This window comes from Bacteroides sp. AM23-12 (assembly GCF_003434395.1).
GTDB lineage: Bacteria > Bacteroidota > Bacteroidia > Bacteroidales > Bacteroidaceae > Bacteroides > Bacteroides thetaiotaomicron.
Map to the genome: position 1 here is coordinate 78,926 of NZ_QTLF01000009.1, position 18,442 is coordinate 97,367.

10 protein-coding genes are annotated in these 18,442 nt (G+C 47.4%); all 10 read left to right on the forward strand.

Annotated elements, in window-relative coordinates; all coding sequences use genetic code 11:
• Positions 1–27: 27 nt before the first annotated feature.
• The 10 genes from DW640_RS10690 to DW640_RS10735 all read left to right on the forward strand — a co-directional run bounded on the left by DW640_RS10690 (position 28) and on the right by DW640_RS10735 (position 18,436).
• Positions 28–1,878, forward strand: coding sequence for an ATP-binding protein (locus DW640_RS10690; protein WP_117578081.1), 1,851 nt, complete (start codon positions 28–30; stop codon positions 1,876–1,878).
• Positions 1,875–3,836 carry a HAMP domain-containing sensor histidine kinase gene (locus DW640_RS10695; RefSeq protein WP_008767748.1) on the forward strand — a complete coding sequence of 654 codons (1,962 nt, stop codon included), beginning with the start codon at positions 1,875–1,877 and terminating at the stop codon, positions 3,834–3,836. Before DW640_RS10690 ends, DW640_RS10695 begins: the two co-directional genes overlap by 4 nt.
• 4 nt (positions 3,837–3,840) lie before the next feature.
• Entirely contained in the window at positions 3,841–5,898 is a 2,058-nt protein-coding gene (locus DW640_RS10700; protein WP_011107992.1) for a HAMP domain-containing sensor histidine kinase, read from the forward strand.
• 92 nt (positions 5,899–5,990) lie between these two features.
• Positions 5,991–6,671, forward strand: coding sequence for a hypothetical protein (locus tag DW640_RS10705; RefSeq protein WP_117578113.1), 681 nt, complete (start codon positions 5,991–5,993; stop codon positions 6,669–6,671).
• Between the two features lie 687 nt (positions 6,672–7,358).
• A complete protein-coding gene (locus tag DW640_RS10710) occupies positions 7,359–8,231 on the forward strand; it encodes an electron transfer flavoprotein subunit beta/FixA family protein (RefSeq protein WP_008763252.1) in 873 nt (290 codons plus the stop codon).
• Between the two features lie 2 nt (positions 8,232–8,233).
• Complete coding sequence (locus DW640_RS10715; RefSeq protein WP_008763251.1) at positions 8,234–9,253, forward strand: electron transfer flavoprotein subunit alpha/FixB family protein; 1,020 nt, start codon at positions 8,234–8,236, stop codon at positions 9,251–9,253.
• Between the two features lie 6 nt (positions 9,254–9,259).
• Complete coding sequence (locus tag DW640_RS10720) at positions 9,260–10,966, forward strand: acyl-CoA dehydrogenase family protein (protein ID WP_062694675.1); 1,707 nt, start codon at positions 9,260–9,262, stop codon at positions 10,964–10,966.
• Positions 10,967–11,186: 220 nt separating this feature from the next.
• Positions 11,187–12,947 carry a rhomboid family intramembrane serine protease gene (locus DW640_RS10725; protein WP_117578083.1) on the forward strand — a complete coding sequence of 587 codons (1,761 nt, stop codon included), beginning with the start codon at positions 11,187–11,189 and terminating at the stop codon, positions 12,945–12,947.
• An 8-nt stretch (positions 12,948–12,955) separates the two neighbouring features.
• Positions 12,956–13,375, forward strand: a complete 420-nt coding sequence (locus DW640_RS10730) for a hypothetical protein (protein WP_008763247.1) — start codon at positions 12,956–12,958, stop codon at positions 13,373–13,375.
• 30 nt (positions 13,376–13,405) lie between these two features.
• Complete coding sequence (locus tag DW640_RS10735; protein WP_117578085.1) at positions 13,406–18,436, forward strand: DUF4132 domain-containing protein; 5,031 nt, start codon at positions 13,406–13,408, stop codon at positions 18,434–18,436.
• The last annotated feature ends 6 nt before the right edge of the window (positions 18,437–18,442 follow it).

Sequence of the window (18,442 nt, forward strand, 5' to 3'; positions counted from 1 at the left end):
AACACATACAACAAAACACCACTTTTAATGAAGAGGAATATCTATATATTATTTACTATAGGTCTGTTTATCTGGATTCTCCCCTCACATTCAGTAAACCTGAATACCGAACGACTGTCCAATTTGAAACGCCTGATAGAAAACAACATTGCGTACGATTCCATCGCGCCGATAGACAGCGTTATCGCCTGGGGACAGCAACTGAGCCCTATACTGGAAAAGGAAAACAAGATGGAACTGTCTTTCAGCATCCGGCAACTGGTGGTTTACATCTACTCCCTGCGCGGAGACATCGGGAAAGCAATCGACGAAGCGCGACAAATGTACGAAAAAGCAGAAACGATGAGATATGATTTAGGAATAGCCCTTTCGAGCGCAGCTATCGGAGATGCCTATTTCTGCTCCAATATGCCCGAAGAAGCCACTGATTCTTATAAGGAAGCCATCCGTTATCCCGCCTCGCCTTCGGAGAACAACCATTATAAAGAAATGACTATCCTGAAACTTATACAGGTGCTTATTCTGACTCAAAGGACAGAGGAAGCAGAGAAATACAGAAAGATACTTTCCGAATCAAAATCCATACAGACCCATCAGACGCTGCAATTTCTGACACTTGCTACAGATGTTTCTTACTATATCCAGAAGAACGATCTGCGCAATGCGAACAACTGCCTGCTGCAAGCAGAGCAAATCTACCTTTCGGACAGGCAACCTTATTATCGCACCACCTACAATTATATGCAAGGACGATATAACGAAGCAACAGGGAACTACAATCTTGCATTACAGTATTACAATGAGATTCTGACCGGCATCCGGCAAAAGACGCGCTCCATCATCTACCTGCAAGTAGCTTATGCCAAAGCGAACTTACTGATAGAAATGGGCAGTAAAGTAGAAGCGGCGCATCTGTATGAAGAAATCAGTATCGTCACCGATTCGGTAGTCGCTCCCAGCTATGCACACCGCATCAACAGCCTTCGGGCATCTTATGAGGAAAACCGGATGAAAGTAGAGAATAAAGCCGAGTTCAACCGTATTTTCATGGGCGGCATTTTAATAGGAGTCATAGTGCTGGGCATCATGATTTACCTCGTGATACACATATTAAAACAAAACAAGAAGATAGCGGAATCCAAAATCCGCATGGAGCAATCACGACTCAACGCCGAGAATGCCATGCAGACCAAAAGTCTTTTCCTCTCCAACATGAGCCATGAGATACGGACTCCGCTGAGTGCCCTCTCCGGCTTCTCCAGTCTGCTGACCGAGCAGGCACTCGACGCCGAAACACGCCGCCAATGCGGCGACATCATCCAGCAAAACTCCGACTTGTTGCTAAAACTAATAAATGACGTAATCGACCTTTCCAATCTGGAGATCGGAAACATGAAGTTCAACTTCACCTATTGTGACGCTATCGCCATCTGCAATAACGTAATCGATACCGTCAACAAAGTAAAGCAGACACAAGCCGAGCTCCGTTTCAACACATCGCTGGCTTCCCTAAAGTTATACACTGACGATTCACGCCTGCAACAGTTACTGATCAACCTATTGATCAACGCCACGAAGTTCACCCCGCAGGGAAGTATCACGCTGGAAGTCCGTCAGGAATCGGAAGAATTTGCGCTCTTCTCCGTCACCGACACCGGTTGCGGAATCCCACTGGAAAAGCAAAGTTCCATTTTCAACCGCTTTGAAAAACTGAACGAAGGAGCACAGGGAACCGGACTCGGCCTCTCTATCTGCCAACTGATCATTGAACGGATCGGCGGCAGCATATGGATAGACCCTGCCTACACCACCGGATGCAGATTTTATTTCACCCATCCCATCAACCCCACAAAAGAAGGAAAGGAGGCACAGTCATGAAACGGTTATGGATATTCTTCATACTGATCGTACTGGCAGGAGGAACCGGCAAGGCTCTCTCCAGCAATAACGAAGCTGCCAAAGACAGTCTGCTTCAGATACTGGACACTTTGCCGGCCGATTCTTCCCGGCTGGAGATGCTTTATTCACTCGCTTATCTGGACCCGATGTCACCTTCCTGCGTCTACTATCTGGGAAAATTATTGGAGGAAGCTACCACACAGGACAACAAGTATTATCAGTGTCTTGCTCTGTATGCCCATGTCGTTTATTACTTCAACCACCAAGACGAAGAAAACACAGTCATCTGGATGGACAAGCTCTCTCCGGTTGCTTTAAAAAACAACTCCTACAGCTTATACTTCGAAGGAAAAAGAGCAGAAATAACCATACATATCATAAAGCATAAAATAGAATATAGCATCACCCAAGCCGAAGAGATGTTTAAACTGGCACAAAAGTTAAACAATCCCCAAGGAATGTCATCGGCCAAACTATGCCTGATGACTGCTTATATGATGACCGCCCGCTTTAAAGAAGGCGAAGAGGCCGGATTCGAAGCCTACCGCCTTCTGCCACCCGCCGCCTCCCTGGAATCGCGCAAAAGCGTGCTCCAAGAAATAGCCTTATCTTGTTCCGCCACTAGAAACAAAAACTTCCTGAAGTACCTGCAGGAATACAAGAAAGTGCTGGACACACTATCAGAAGCAAAGCAGACACCCAAAGCATACAGCTACCTGTTATTGGAGTCTCTCTATGCCGACTATTATCTGAATGAAGGTACACTGGACGAAGCCCGCCCCCATCTGAAAAAGATGGATGAATACTTCTCTCCTACCACTTACATTCCTTGCCGGGGATTATATTATAATGTGTATTCCCATTATTACCGGATTACCAAAGAATACGAAAAGGCCCTGTCATACTCTCAAAATGCTATCGAACTCCTGTCCGAAGTATCGGACAATGAAGGGCTGAACTACAAAATAGAACATGCAAGCATTCTTACAGAGGCGGGACAAGCGGATGAAGCAATCCCGTTATTCCAAAGTTTGCTGGCGAAAAAAGACTCATTCTATCGGGCACTATCCATCTCGCAGACGAATGAAATCTATCAGATGCGCAACATGGACAACCTGCTTCTTGAAAAAGAACAGTACAAAGCAATGGTTCATTATGCCGGACTGACTCTGATAGCCATCGCACTGCTTATCCTGATTCCGTCTACCATACGTATCTATTATGTACGCAAGAAATTGAGGAAAGAAGAAGAGGAAATCCGCAAGATGAGCCAGATTGCGGAAGAAGCGAACGAAGTAAAAAGCCGCTTCCTTGTTAACATGAGCTATAACATACGCATCCCGTTGAATAACGTCTTAGGGTTTTCTCAACTCATGACTACTGATCCGGAAAGCATGGATGCCGACCAATGGAAAGAATATTCGGAGATTATCCAGACCAACTCCGCCGAACTGATACAACTGGTGAACGACGTGCTCGACCTCTCCAGACTGGAGGCCGGAAGAACGAAATGGCAGATACAGGAGCACGAAATCATCTCCTTGTGCTCGGACGTTCTCGGTATGGTACGCATGAGATGCGGAGATAAGATACAGGCAGACTTTCATACGGAAATAGAAAGCCAGCCGTTTCAGGTAGACACCGCCCGATTCACACAATTGATTCTCAGTACACTGATCTACACAGACCCGTGTGAAGAGAAAAGGAAAGTGTCTCTCTATCTGGAACGTGACACGCAACGGGAACTATTTGTCTTTCGGGTAGTCAACAGTCCGTTAGCCGATCCGACCCTGCAAACACAAAAAGCAGAAGTACGCCATAGCATCAACCGTCTGACAATCGAATATTTCAAAGGTACATATACGATTGAACCGAATACTCCGGAAGGTCCCGTACTGACTTTCACATATCCTTATTCCAAAACAAATAATATCTAATCATATGACCAAGAATCTGATCACACGAAAAATACAATTCTTATTTCTCATCGGAGCTATCCTGCTAGCGCCCTCTATCGCACGTGCTTCCGCCGTTACGGCTTCCGTCGACAGTCTGCAGAATCTCTTGCAAAACGACACGGATGCCGGGCAACGGGCCATTATCTATATTCATCTGGCGGATATCCACGTAGACAGCCTCAACATTTCCTCCCAATATTGGGACAAAGCCCTCACCGAGGCCGCAAAAGCCAAAGACGAATATATGATGAAGCTCGCACTCGATAATCTGATACAACGATATGCTTCCAAAAACAAAGAGAAGGTAGAAAAGTATATAACCTTCGCCCGACAATATCTGCCGGAAGAACACAACACCCTTTTCCGGTATTACTTGTATTGTTACAACATCTGGGCGGAAATGCGAAAGAACAATTCGCTGGAAACAATCGAACAGGAACTGGACAAGCTGAAAAAGGAAAATCACGGACAAATGACACCTGAAGAACAAATTCAATGGGAATATCTGACCGGAGTATCACTCGATTATTCAGCGGTACTGACACATTCATACAATGAAGTTTCCAAAGCCATTCCTTACGTAGAGCGCGCACTGGAGATACTAGCCCCTTATCCTTTGCAAGACAGGGTGCACTTCGAAATATTGTGCCACTACGAACTGGCAGACTTATATACAACTGTTGAAAACAAAAAGGCAGTAGACGAAGTGAACAAAATGATCGAGCTACACAAGCAATGGAATCATCTGAATACGACTTTCGACCGGAGATTTCTGGACGAATCACATTACTACATGGCTAAATATTCGCAGATTATTTTCATGGCAGATCTTATTTCGAAAGAAGAGATAAAGGACTATTATCAGAAATATATCCAGATAGCAAATAAAAAGAAGGTTGTAAAAAGCACTTACGAGACGACAGCAAGATATTATCAGACAATAGGCGAATACAAAAAGGCGATAGCTTACATTGATTCCGCCACTCAAACAGACCATTTCCAACCAGTCAACCTCGTTCCCATACTCAATGCGAAAGCCGGTCTGTACTATAAACTGAATGATTATAAAAACGCATATCTGACTTTAAAAGAAAGCAATAAGAACCGGATGTCGGATAAATCACAAAAAAGAGAGCAACAAATGATCGAAATGCAAACCCGCTTCGACGTCAACAAACTGGAACTGGAAAAGAGCAAACTCGCCAACAAAAACAAACAAATCGCACTGACCGGTACTTTTATCTTATTACTGGCAGCAATCGGATGGAGCATCTATCAGCGAACGATGGTAAAACGGCTGAAGAAAATGCACTGCGCACTAATGACCGCGCACGAAGAAGTCAGAAAACAAAGCATGAAAGCCACCGAAAGCGAGAAGATGAAAACGGCTTTCCTCAACTCTATCTGTCATGAAATACGTACTCCGCTCAATTCAATCGCCGGATTCTCCGAACTGATCTTCGATGAATCTTTAGACACGGCCACCAGACAAGAATTCCGGCAGTTGATACAAAGCAATTCTACCGCGTTAGCTTCTTTGATGGACAATATGCTGGAGCTGTCTCAGCTTGTCAGCTCCGAACTACCTCTTCCTGTGGAGTCTACCGACGTATACGGACTATGTGTTGAAGAAATGGCCAAACTTAAGGAAACTCTGTCCAAGCCGAACATCGAATGTATCATCACAGGCGATAAAGATGGAATGACGGCACAGACAAACGCCTTTTATCTCTCCCGTGTGATTGGCAATTTACTAAGTAACTCCGCCAAGTTCACAGAAAGCGGAACAATCACACTGACCTGCAACATCGACAAAGAAAAAGGACAACTGGTGATCTCCGTCACCGATACGGGCATCGGCATCCCTGCCGACAAGCAGGAATGGGTGTTCGAACGTTTCACCAAAGTAGATGACTTCAAACCGGGCACCGGACTTGGCCTGTACATCTGCCGCATCATCATACAACGGCTCGGAGGGCAAATCAGAATAGATACCGGCTATACTTCCGGCTGCAAAATGGTGGTTACTCTTCCCGTTTAACCACCTGTCCGAATGCTTTTTCTGTTTCCGGGGCCTTTCAGATTCGTCAACAATTCGTATCTTTGCCGCCCGAATACAACAAAGTCATCAAAATGAAAAAACGAATTTTACTGATTGCACTCTTATTTTGTTCCGTTTTAGCACAGGCACAGGATGTTTTTGTAACAGCGGATTTTGTCAGCAGCTACATTTGGAGAGGTATGGACAGCGGTAACGCCAGCGTACAACCGTCATTGGGCGTCAACTGGAAAGGACTGACTGCCTACGTCTGGGGTTCGACCGAATTTCGCCATAAGAATAATGAAATAGATTTGTCATTGGAATACGAATACAGGAATCTGACCTTATACGCCAACAACTACTTCACGCAAACGGAAGAAGAACCTTTCAAGTACTTCAATTACAGTTCACACTCCACCGGACATACTTTTGAAGTCGGTGCCGGATATATGATTAGTGAAAAGTTCCCGCTTTCAGTCAGCTGGTACACCACATTTGCGGGGAATGATTACCGCGAAAACGGGAAACGTGCGTGGTCCAGTTACTGCGAACTCAGTTATCCGTTCAGTATAAAGAAGGTGGACCTTGCCCTTGAAGCAGGCTTTACCCCTTGGGACGGCATGTATTCCGATAAATTCAACGTTGTCAACATCGGACTTTCGGCCACCAAAGAACTAAAGATTACCTCTACTTTCTCTTTGCCGATCTTCGGAAAAGTGATCGCCAATCCTTATGAAGAACAAGTCTACTTTTTAGTCGGCCTTACCTTATAACCCAAGCATATATAGCTTTCAGTAGTTTCCACCGCTTGAAACTACAGTTTCATTACCTTGAAACCAGAGTTTCTACAGCTTGAAACTTTAGTTTCTGCGGCTTGGAACTAAAGTTTCTGCGGCTTGGAACCATTAGTTTCAAGGCTTTGGAACCATTGGTTTCAAGGCTTTGGAACTATAGTTTCATCGCATGGAAACCAACTAGACTAAGGCATTCCTGAAATCGCCTGTATATAGAATAAAAACAAGAGCCGCCATCCCTTGTTACTTTACCTGCTTTTTATCCGTTGTCCCTCCTATCACGTTGTGACGGCAACATCTTCTGTCACGCTGCTGTCACCACTTGCTGTCACCAGATGAATCATTTATAGTCAGACAGTTACCCTTCGAACGGTGACGGTGACAGATGTTTTTATAAAAAACAATTCCTATGGTAGTGTCTCTTTTTCCCATTCCCATCCCCCTTCTCCCCCAAACCGCCATAGGACTATGGCTAACCTCATAAACTTGCCCTTATTTGCTCAAAAAACTTAATAATGTGCATTTTTTACTCGGTTTTCTTGTCAGAACCAAGTGTTTGAGTAAATTTGCACGCTGATAGTTAACCGGATAGTTTGGATAGCAAGATTATTACTACTTGACTACTGGCTGCTAATGTGTAGAAATACTAATACTAAAATTAATAGCATGAGTTTGAAAATTGTTGTATTGGCAAAACAAGTTCCCGACACACGTAACGTTGGGAAAGATGCCATGAAAGCCGACGGAACTATTAACCGTGCGGCACTCCCTGCCATCTTCAACCCCGAAGACCTGAATGCCCTTGAGCAAGCTCTTCGTCTGAAAGATGCTCACCCAGGCTCTACCGTAACCATTCTGACAATGGGACCGGGACGCGCTGCTGATATTATTCGTGAAGGACTTTTCCGTGGTGCCGATAATGGTTATTTGCTGACTGACCGCGCTTTTGCCGGTGCAGATACGCTGGCTACAAGCTACGCTTTGGCAACTGCTATCCGCAAAATTGGTGAGTGCGACATTATAATCGGCGGTCGTCAGGCTATCGACGGTGATACGGCACAGGTAGGTCCGCAGGTGGCAGAAAAACTTGGTTTGACGCAAATCACATACGCTGAAGAGATTCTGGAAGTAGGTGACGGCAAAATCAAAGTGAAACGTCACATCGACGGCGGCGTTGAAACAGTAGAAGGTCCGTTGCCCATCGTTATCACAGTCAACGGCTCGGCTGCTCCCTGCCGCCCGCGTAACGCCAAGCTGGTACAGAAGTACAAACACGCCAAAACCGTTACGGAAAAACAACAAGGTAACCTCGACTATACCGACCTGTATGACAAGCGCGATTACCTCAACCTGCCCGAATGGAGCGTAGCCGACGTTAACGGCGACCTCGCCCAATGCGGTCTGTCCGGTTCGCCTACGAAAGTAAAAGCCATCCAGAACATCGTGTTCCAGGCCAAAGAGAGCAAAACCATCAGCGGCAGCGACCGTGATGTGGAAGAACTGATTGTTGAACTGTTAGCTAACCATACCATCGGATAATCATGAATAACTTATTTGTATATTGCGAAATAGAAGAAGGCATCGTCGCAGACGTCAGCCTGGAACTTCTGACAAAAGGTCGTTCGTTGGCTAACGAACTCAACTGCCAACTCGAAGCAGTAGTTGCCGGCACCGGCCTCAAAGAAATTGAAAAGCAAATCCTTCCTTATGGAGTAGACAAACTCCACGTTTTCGACGCTGAAGGACTTTATCCTTATACTTCACTTCCTCACACTTCCATCCTCGTAAACCTCTTCAAAGAAGAACAGCCGCAAATCTGTCTGATGGGCGCTACCGTTATCGGCCGTGACCTCGGCCCGCGTGTTTCTTCGGCTTTGACCAGCGGTTTGACTGCCGACTGTACATCCCTTGAAATCGGTGACCACGAAGATAAGAAAGAAGGAAAAGTTTATAAGAACCTGTTGTACCAGATCCGTCCGGCATTCGGCGGTAACATCGTTGCAACCATCGTCAACCCCGAACACCGCCCACAGATGGCAACCGTTCGCGAAGGTGTAATGAAGAAAGAAATCGTTTCTCCGGCTTATCAGGGAGAAGTGATCCGCCACGACGTGAAGAAGTACGTAGCCGACACAGACTATGTGGTCAAAGTAATCGAACGCCACGTAGAAAAAGCGAAGAACAACCTGAAAGGCTCTCCGATCATCATTGCCGGTGGTTACGGAGTAGGTTCGAAAGAAAACTTCGACCTGCTGTTCAGCCTGGCAAAGGAACTTCACGCCGAAGTAGGTGCAAGCCGTGCCGCTGTTGACGCAGGTTTTGCAGAACACGACCGCCAAATTGGTCAGACAGGTGTAACGGTTCGTCCGAAACTCTACATTGCTTGTGGTATCTCAGGACAAATCCAGCATATCGCCGGTATGCAGGAAAGTGGTATTATCATCTCTATCAACAACGATCCGGATGCTCCGATCAACACGATTGCAGACTATGTAATCAACGGAACCATCGAAGAAGTTGTGCCGAAGATGATTAAGTATTATAAACAGAATAGCAAGTAAAGAAAGATGGCTAATTTTTACACAGAAATACCGGAACTCAAGTATCACTTGAACAATCCGATGATGAAACGTATTTGCGAACTTAAAGAACGCAACTACAGAGATAAAGATGAATTCGACTACGCTCCTCTGGATTTTGAGGACGCACTGGACTCTTACGATAAAGTATTGGAGATCACCGGAGAAATAACAGGCGAAATTATCAATGCAAACGCTGAAGGTGTTGACGAAGAAGGTCCACACTGCGCCAACGGACGGGTGGAATACGCTTCCGGCACTAAAGAAAATCTGGATGCGATGGTCAAAGCCGGTCTGAACGGAATGACAATGCCACGCCGTTTCGGCGGACTGAACTTCCCGATCACTCCGTACACCATGTGTGCCGAGATCGTTGCTGCCGCCGATGCAGGTTTCGGAAATATCTGGTCTTTGCAGGACTGTATCGAAACACTGTATGAATTTGGTAATGCCGACCAGCACAGCCGCTTCATCCCCCGTGTATGTCAGGGTGAAACCATGTCTATGGACCTGACCGAACCGGATGCAGGTTCCGACCTTCAGGCAGTGATGCTGAAAGCTACTTACAGCGAAAAAGACGGTTGTTGGCTGCTGAACGGTGTGAAACGTTTCATCACCAACGGCGATGCAGATATCCATCTGGTACTTGCCCGTTCGGAAGAAGGAACGAGAGACGGTCGCGGTCTGTCCATGTTCATCTATGACAAGCGTCAGGGTGGTGTGGATGTACGCCGTATCGAACACAAGCTGGGTATCCACGGTTCTCCTACCTGCGAATTGGTTTACAAGAATGCCAAAGCCGAACTTTGCGGTGACCGCAAACTCGGTCTGATCAAATATGTAATGGCATTGATGAACGGTGCCCGTCTGGGTATCGCCGCACAATCTGTAGGATTGAGCCAGGCTGCTTACAATGAAGGACTGGCCTATGCCAAAGACCGCAAGCAGTTCGGAAAAGCAATCATCGACTTCCCTGCCGTGTATGACATGCTCGCCATTATGAAAGGTAAGCTGGATGCCGGCCGTGCGTTGCTTTATCAGACAGCCCGCTACGTAGACATCTACAAAGCACTGGACGACATCTCACGCGAACGCAAGCTGACTCCGGAAGAACGCCAGGAACAAAAGAAATACGCCAAACTGGCCGACAGCTTCACTCCGCTTGCCAAAGGTATGAACTCCGAATATGCCAACCAAAACGCTTACGACTGTATACAGATTCACGGAGGCTCGGGCTTCATGATGGAATATGCCTGCCAGCGCATCTACCGCGACGCACGTATCACCAGCATCTACGAAGGTACTACCCAGTTGCAGACTGTAGCCGCTATCCGCTACGTAACCAACGGTTCTTACCTTGCTACGATCCGCGAATTTGAAACAGTACCCTGTTCACCGGAAATGGAACCGCTGATGTCCCGTCTGAAAAAGATGGCCGACCAGTTCGAAGCCAGCACCAACGCCGTTAAAGAAGCTCAGGATCAGGAACTGCTCGACTTCACAGCCCGCAGACTGATGGAAATGGCTGCCGATATCATCATGTGCCACCTGCTGATTCAGGACGCAAGCAAGGCTGCCGACCTGTTCTCCAAATCTGCACATGTATATCTGAACTTTGCTGAAGCGGAAGTTACGAAGCATACCAACTTTATCAAAAATATGGATAAAGAAGACCTTGCTTTCTACAAAAAGTAACCCTAAAAGGGTGACTAACGATAAAAGCATCCCTTCCAACGAAGCGGATGCTTTTTTTGTCCTCTTCTTTCCAAAAGGAACTTACTAAATCTCAAAGTATTAGTATTCTCGTTGTCCGCATAAATATCCCCCTCCCATTTACCCTCTATTTCATTATTATTCTGTACTTTTGTACAAAAAGAGAGTAATATCAATCTACGACTTAATAAAAGAGAGAAATATGGCGTTTAGACTCAGACCTTTACACGAGGATAAGCTACATTTTGCAGATTTATCAAATACACAAATTCTGATACTGGCACTCGAAGCGTCTCAGAAACTTGAATGGAATATCGAAGGAATCGCTCTTCGTGAAGTCATATTTTATGTTCCAATGGGTATGCGTTCCCAAGGAGAAGAAGTGACTTTCACCATCGAAGAAGGAAACAGCGGTGAAATATCCGTCCGCAGTCAATACGCCTCCGTACAACTGGTAGATTATGGCAAAAATCGCAAGAATATCCAAAAACTACAGGAAACGATGGAAGAGATTAAATCTGCTCTGACACCGGAGGAACTGGCACAAAAAGCCAACGAACTGGAAGAAGAACTCACCCGCCCGCTGACGGAAGAAGAACGGAGGCTTCAGGCAGAAAGCGAAAAAGAGTCGTCTTTCATCCATTTCTTTATCCCCCGGAAAGGATTCATCGCGACACCGGTTCTGATAGACATCAATATCCTTGTCTTCATACTGATGGCAGCTACCGGAGCGGGAATTCTGGAACCTTCCACACTGGCCTTGCTGAACTGGGGCGCCGACTTCGGTCCGCTCACCCTGACCGGTGACTGGTGGCGTGCCGTGACCTGCAACTTTGTGCATATCGGCGCTTTCCATCTGCTGATGAATATGTACGCCTTTATATATATAGGTATCTGGCTGGAACATCTGATAGGTACGCGTCGTATGTTCGTCTCTTATCTGCTGACAGGACTCTGTTCGGCTGTCTTCAGCCTCTATATGCATGCGGAAACGATCAGTACCGGAGCTTCCGGATCGATCTTCGGACTCTACGGTATCTTTCTGGCTTTCCTGCTGTTCCACCGCATCGAGAGGTCGCAGCGGAAGGCTTTGCTGACCAGTATTCTTATCTTCGTAGGCTACAATCTCATCTACGGCATACGGGCCGGAGTAGACAATGCCGCACACATCGGCGGTTTACTCAGCGGATTCCTTTTGGGATTCATCTATGTATTCGGCGAACGGATGAAGAAGCCCGAAGCCGGAAGAACGGTTTCCATCATCGGAGAACTGATCATCTTCAGTGTCTTCCTGTTCAGCTTCCTTGCACTCTGCCGCAATATCCCCTCGACGTATCAGGAAATACGTAACGAATGGAAAAGCGGACTTGTAGAAGCCTATTATAAGGAACAGGAAGAAGAACAGAAAAAAAGCGCCAGCCGCCCGGTGACCGGCAGTCCCCGGAAATCTTCCACTTCCGAACAGTTCCCGTATACTCCCATGTCGGATGAGGATACGTGGCTTTCATGCTATGATGCTGTATCAAAGTTCAGTTGCCAGTATCCTACCAACTGGTACAAGATAACCGGCACGAAAGCGCCGACTCCCGATTCGGAGCCTCCCCTGCTGAAACTCGTCAATGGCGGCAGTCAGCTGACAGTGACCAGTAACAGCTATGATACGCAGGATGAGTTCGAGCGTATGAAGAAGCTGCTCCTCACCCTCCCCCGAAATGAGCAAGGAAAGCCCTCGGAGGATTACAAGCAGAGCAAAGTCAACATCAACGGTCTGCCTATGACGAAGACGACCAATCCTTTGCGGATCGGGCACCCCGACGAAGAAGGAGAAGAAATGCAACAAACCGTATTATTGTACTTTCAGGAGAATAAGAGAAGAGTCTTTGCCATCGTCATGCTGGTTGCGGACGAAAAGGCTCAGGCTGATCTGGACGCAATCACGTCCAGTATTCAAATCGAAAAATAAAAGTAAGTATGAAAGCATATATCCAAGTCAAGCAAGTAGGAAAAAGGAAATGCAGCATCGAAAAGATGCCGGTCGATTTCCCTACTCCTCCTGCCAGTGTGCAGGAACTGATTGAAGCGGTCGTCTGCTGGCAAGTAAAGGAGTACAACGAACGGCTGCAACAAAGTGAAATGCTGAAATACCTCACCAGTGAAGAGATGGAAGACAAGGCTGCCGCCGGCAAAGTAGGCTTCGAAGCAAACTATAACGGCAGACCGGCTGCGGAAACCGAAGCTATCATCAACGCTTTACAATCATATGAAGACGGAATCTTCCGCATCTTTCTGGACGATGCGGAACTTGGAGAATTATCCTCCTCCGTCCAACTGAAAGAAGAATCTACACTTACCTTTATCCGGCTGACAATGCTGTCAGGAAGACTTTGGTAACTGCAATATAAACTCTAAAAGCTTAAAGTCATGAGAATTACTTACAACGACAAATTGAACAAGCTGCTAAACCCCTATTTGGAGAGTTTACTAAAGGAAAAATCAAGCCTGGAGCCGGAAACGCTTACCCTGTTCGACCTGTTCATGGAGGATTTGGACATGGGAGGACGGTATGGTATATTCAGTGAGATACTGGAACCTCGTCTGGAGGAGATCATCCGGGAAGAAAACATCGAAAGCATTGCCAATCTGATGGATGGCAGACTTAACACGCTGTTCCGCTATATGTTGGGCGACGAATTCGCCGGACTGTTCCATACTTATCTGCAACTCGAAGCACGCTGTCCGCATACCATCGGATACGACCGGCGCGCCCAGCGTTCCGCCAATCCGTCCAATCATCTGGACCACGCCAGAGACGCATGGCTACAGTTTCTGAAGTTACGCGCTACCGGATTTTCAGTAGAAGCGATCTTAAAAGGAGGAAATACACCCGAAGATACAGAAGAATTCAGCGGCTATATGAACTCTTCCTACTGGCTGGCCGCACAAATAGCACAAGGTAACGAAAAAGTAATCGAATACCTGAATCAGGTACTGACCAGCGAAAACAACGTCCACCGCCTGCAACGCTGGTATCTCCACGCCATCGCCATCAGCGGATACCGCCCGCTTCTGGAGCTGGAAGGCAAACTGCTATTGGCAGCCAAGCTACAGGAAGGACTGCGCCAAGCCATCGTGGAAACGATGGACGAAGGATGTCCCGAAAGTTACCTCTACCTATTCTCCATCATCTATAACAACGGACTGCAACGTTTTGCCTCCGTCAAGCGAAGCATCGCCGTATGCACCGGAATCGGCGAACAGGACAGCAGCGAACGGATTACCAACAAGTATGTCGAACTGATCTGGAATTTCCTGAATCATCCCGAAACAGCCCGCAATACCCTGCAAAGCAAGGATACAGTCGAACTTTATCTGGCTTTGTGGAGCATCGGATTCTATGATACGGACGAGATCAGAGCCATCGTATCGGACATCATCCGAAAGGGAGCCAAGCATCAGATACAGACGTTACTGTACTTCCTGCGCTGCACGCAATCGTCTCAGATGAATCATCTGATCAGCAAAGACGCATTCGAAGTGTGGCACGACGATCCGAAAGTGGTGGCGGCTATCCTTCCTCTTTATATGGACGGGCTTTATCTAAGCCGATACAGCGATAACAAGGAAGCTCCCACACTCAGCGATTATTTTGAAACGCCGGAAGAGGCGGTCCGTCACTACGGATATCTGAAACAAGTCTACCAGTCTATTTCCGCCAAGGAAGTCTATTCGCCTTATGTATTCCCGTGGGATTGTGTGGTGCTCACCCGTTCGGATGTAGTCCTCAAAATGGCGTACATCGCATGGATGACCAACGATATCCGGCTGAGAGAGGAACTTTGCACGTATCTTCCCGCGCTCGAATCTTACAACCGTGCCAGCTATATCGGAATCGTCCTGGCCCGTACCGAAAGCAAGGTGGAGCAGGAATATGTGCTGCAATCACTCGGAGACCGTTCGGCAGACATACGGGATGAAGCGTACAAAGTATTGTCCGAAATGTCCCTGTCCCCCGAACAGTATCAACATATAGAAGAACTGCTCCGTTTCAAATATAGCGAGATGCGTATCAATGCCATCAATCTGCTGATGAAACAGCCGGAAGCACAGCTGGCAGCCAGTATCCGCCGATTGCTGAGCGACAAGAATGCCGAGCGCCGCCTTGCCGGACTGGATATGATGAAGAGCATCCGCAACGTTGATTTCCTGAAAGACAGTTATCAGAAACTCCTGTCCACCGTCAGAGAGATTCAGAAGCCGAACGCCAAAGAAAAGATTCTGATCGAATCGCTGATCGGAGACGGTACGGAACAAAGCCCGACAAGTAACTATACCCGAGAGAATGGCTTCGGGCTATACGATCCGGCGCTTGAAGTCAGCCTGCCTCCGATTACTCCCGATGCCGGATTCAATGTGAAGAAAGCATTTGAGTTTATTCGTTTAGGAAAAGCCAAAGCGATCTTCGACAAGCTGAACAAATACATCGAAAAGCATAAAGAAGACGAATTCACGGATAAATATGGTGAAGTACGCCTGGTGGGCAACAGTGTCTTACTGAACTGGTACAAGCACTACGACGGACTGAGCGAACTCGGACTTCCGGAACTCTGGCTGAATTTCTATCAACAGGAAATCGGCAGTTACGACAAATTGCTGATGATGAAGTTCATGCTGGCCTCTACCGGAGCACCCAACGAAATAGAAGAGGACGAAGACGATGAATTTGACGAAGAAGAACAGGAAGACAAGGAAGCCGCTATCCAATCGCTCAACACATTCGAACCGCTTATCAATAAGATGTATGCAGGCTTCACTTACCGCGGGCTGCAAAAGTCGCTCCGCAAGCTGACCTATTACAGGCAGATAGAAGATATTATCGACGGACTGGCACATGAATACAGAAACGAAGCAACTTATCAGCAGTTCTCCGTCAATATGCTTTTGCAGTTGCTTCCTCTGCTCAATACAAAGAATATCTTCCGTCAATACACCAATAAGCATACATGGCTCAGAGACAAGCAGGAATATGGAGCAAGGGAGATCGTTTACCCGATACACAACAACAAGTTTGTACGGTTCTGGCTCGACGCGCCTCAGCATCCCATCAATGACGCTCTCTTCACCCGTTATTTCACCGTCCGGTACCAGCTCTACAAGCTCACCAACTATATGGAGCATACGCCCGAACTGGAAGAAACGGATGTCTACCTGCAAAGCATGGACTTTGCCCACGCATGGATGCTGGGACTGATTCCTACCGAAGAAATATACCGGGAACTGATGGGACGTGTCAACTCGCCCACACGCATCAAAGATATCACTTCGGCACTGGACGAGCGCAACCACTCCCTCTTCCATTCACTGACTCAGAAAGTAGTGAACCGAATTCTGGAAATAGAATTGCAGCGGGGAGATTCCGAGACTCAGGTCACCCGTCTGGCAGAAGAGCTTCACCGCGTCTACGGAGCGGAAACACTGATCCGTATCCTGCAAGCGTTCGGCAAAGACACCTTCATACGTGACAGTTACAACTGGCGCAACACCAAACGGGGAGTATTGAGCAGCCTGCTCCATGCCTGCTACCCGTCTCCGGACGACGACAGCGATACACTCAAAAGCCTCGCCAGTCAGGCCGACATCAGCCATATACGACTGGTGGAAGCTGCCATGTTCGCCCCGCAATGGCTGGAACTCACCGAAGAAGCGACCGGATGGAAAGGACTGGAAAGCGCCGCTTACTACTTCCATGCCCATACCAGCGAATGTTTCGACGACAAGAAGAAAGCGATCATCGCCCGATATACCCCGATTGCCATAGAAGACCTTCAGGAAGGTGCTTTTGACATCGACTGGTTCAAGGAAGCCTACAAGACTATCGGCAAGGAACGTTTCGAAGTAGTGTACAATGCAGCCAAATATATTTCATTAAGCAACACGCATACCCGCGCCCGTAAATTTGCCGATGCCGTCAACGGCAAGACCAAAGCGGCAGATGCGAAGAAAGAAATCATAGCGAAGCGAAATAAAGACTTACTGATGAGCTACGGCCTTATCCCGCTGGGCCGGAAGGCCGACAAGGAATTGCTCGAACGCTATCAGTTCCTGCAAAAGTTCCTGAAAGAGAGCAAGGAATTTGGTGCACAGAGACAGGAAAGTGAAAAGAAAGCCGTTGCCATCGCCCTGCAAAACCTGGCACGCAACTCCGGTTACGGAGACGTCACCCGTCTGACATGGAGCATGGAAACGGAACTGATCAAGGAGATCACTCCTTACCTGACCCCCAAAGAAATAGAAGGCGTGGAAGTCTATGTGCAAGTCAACAACGAAGGCAAACCGGAGATCAAACAAGTAAGAGCCGGAAAAGAGCTGAACAGCCTGCCTCCCAAACTGAAAAAGCACCCATACGTGGAAGAGCTGAAAGCGGTACACAAAATACTGAAAGACCAGCACGCCCGTTCCCGCATCATGCTCGAACAGGCAATGGAGGACTGTACCCGTTTTAAGGAAAACGAACTGCGCAAGCTGATGAAGAATCCGGTTATCTGGCCGCTACTGAGAAACCTGGTCTTCACCAGCAACGGCAGAACAGGCTTCTACACCGACGGCCTATTGATAACGGCTGACGGCATCTGTCTTCCGCTCACTCCGAAAGAGGAACTACGCATCGCCCATCCCACAGACCTGTATGCGAGTGGCAACTGGCATGCTTATCAGAAGTTCTTGTTTGACAAAGCTATCCGCCAGCCTTTCAAGCAGGTATTCCGCGAATTGTACATCCCGACACCGGAAGAGAAAGACGCTACGCAATCCCGCCGTTACGCCGGCAATCAGATTCAACCGCAGAAAACGGTTGCCGTACTGAAAGGACGCCGCTGGGTAGCCGATTACGAGGACGGACTTCAGAAGATATACTATAAAGAGAATATTATTGCCACGATTTATGCGATGGCGGACTGGTTCTCTCCTGCCGACATCGAAGCTCCCACGCTGGAATTTGTCTGCTTCCATAACCGCAAGGATTATAAACCGATGAAGATTTCGGAGATTCCACCTGTTGTCTTCTCCGAAGTGATGAGGGATGTAGACCTCGCCGTCAGTGTGGCTCACGCCGGAAGTGTCGATCCGGAAACCAGCCATTCCACCATCGAGATGCGCCGTGCATTGGTAGAACTTACCCTACCCCTGTTTCACTTCAGCAACGTCAGGGTGAAAGGGAACTTTGCATACATCGAAGGCAAGCTGGGCAAATACAACATTCATTTGGGCAGTGGTGTTATCCATAAAGCAGGCGGTGCACAAATAGCCGTTCTTCCGGTACACTCGCAAAGTCGCGGACGACTGTTCCTGCCTTTTGTGGATGAAGACCCGAAAACAGCGGAGATACTGACGAAAATCATTTTCTTCGCAGAGGATGATAAAATAAAAGATCCGAGTATTCTAAACCAAATCAAATAGAAAAGA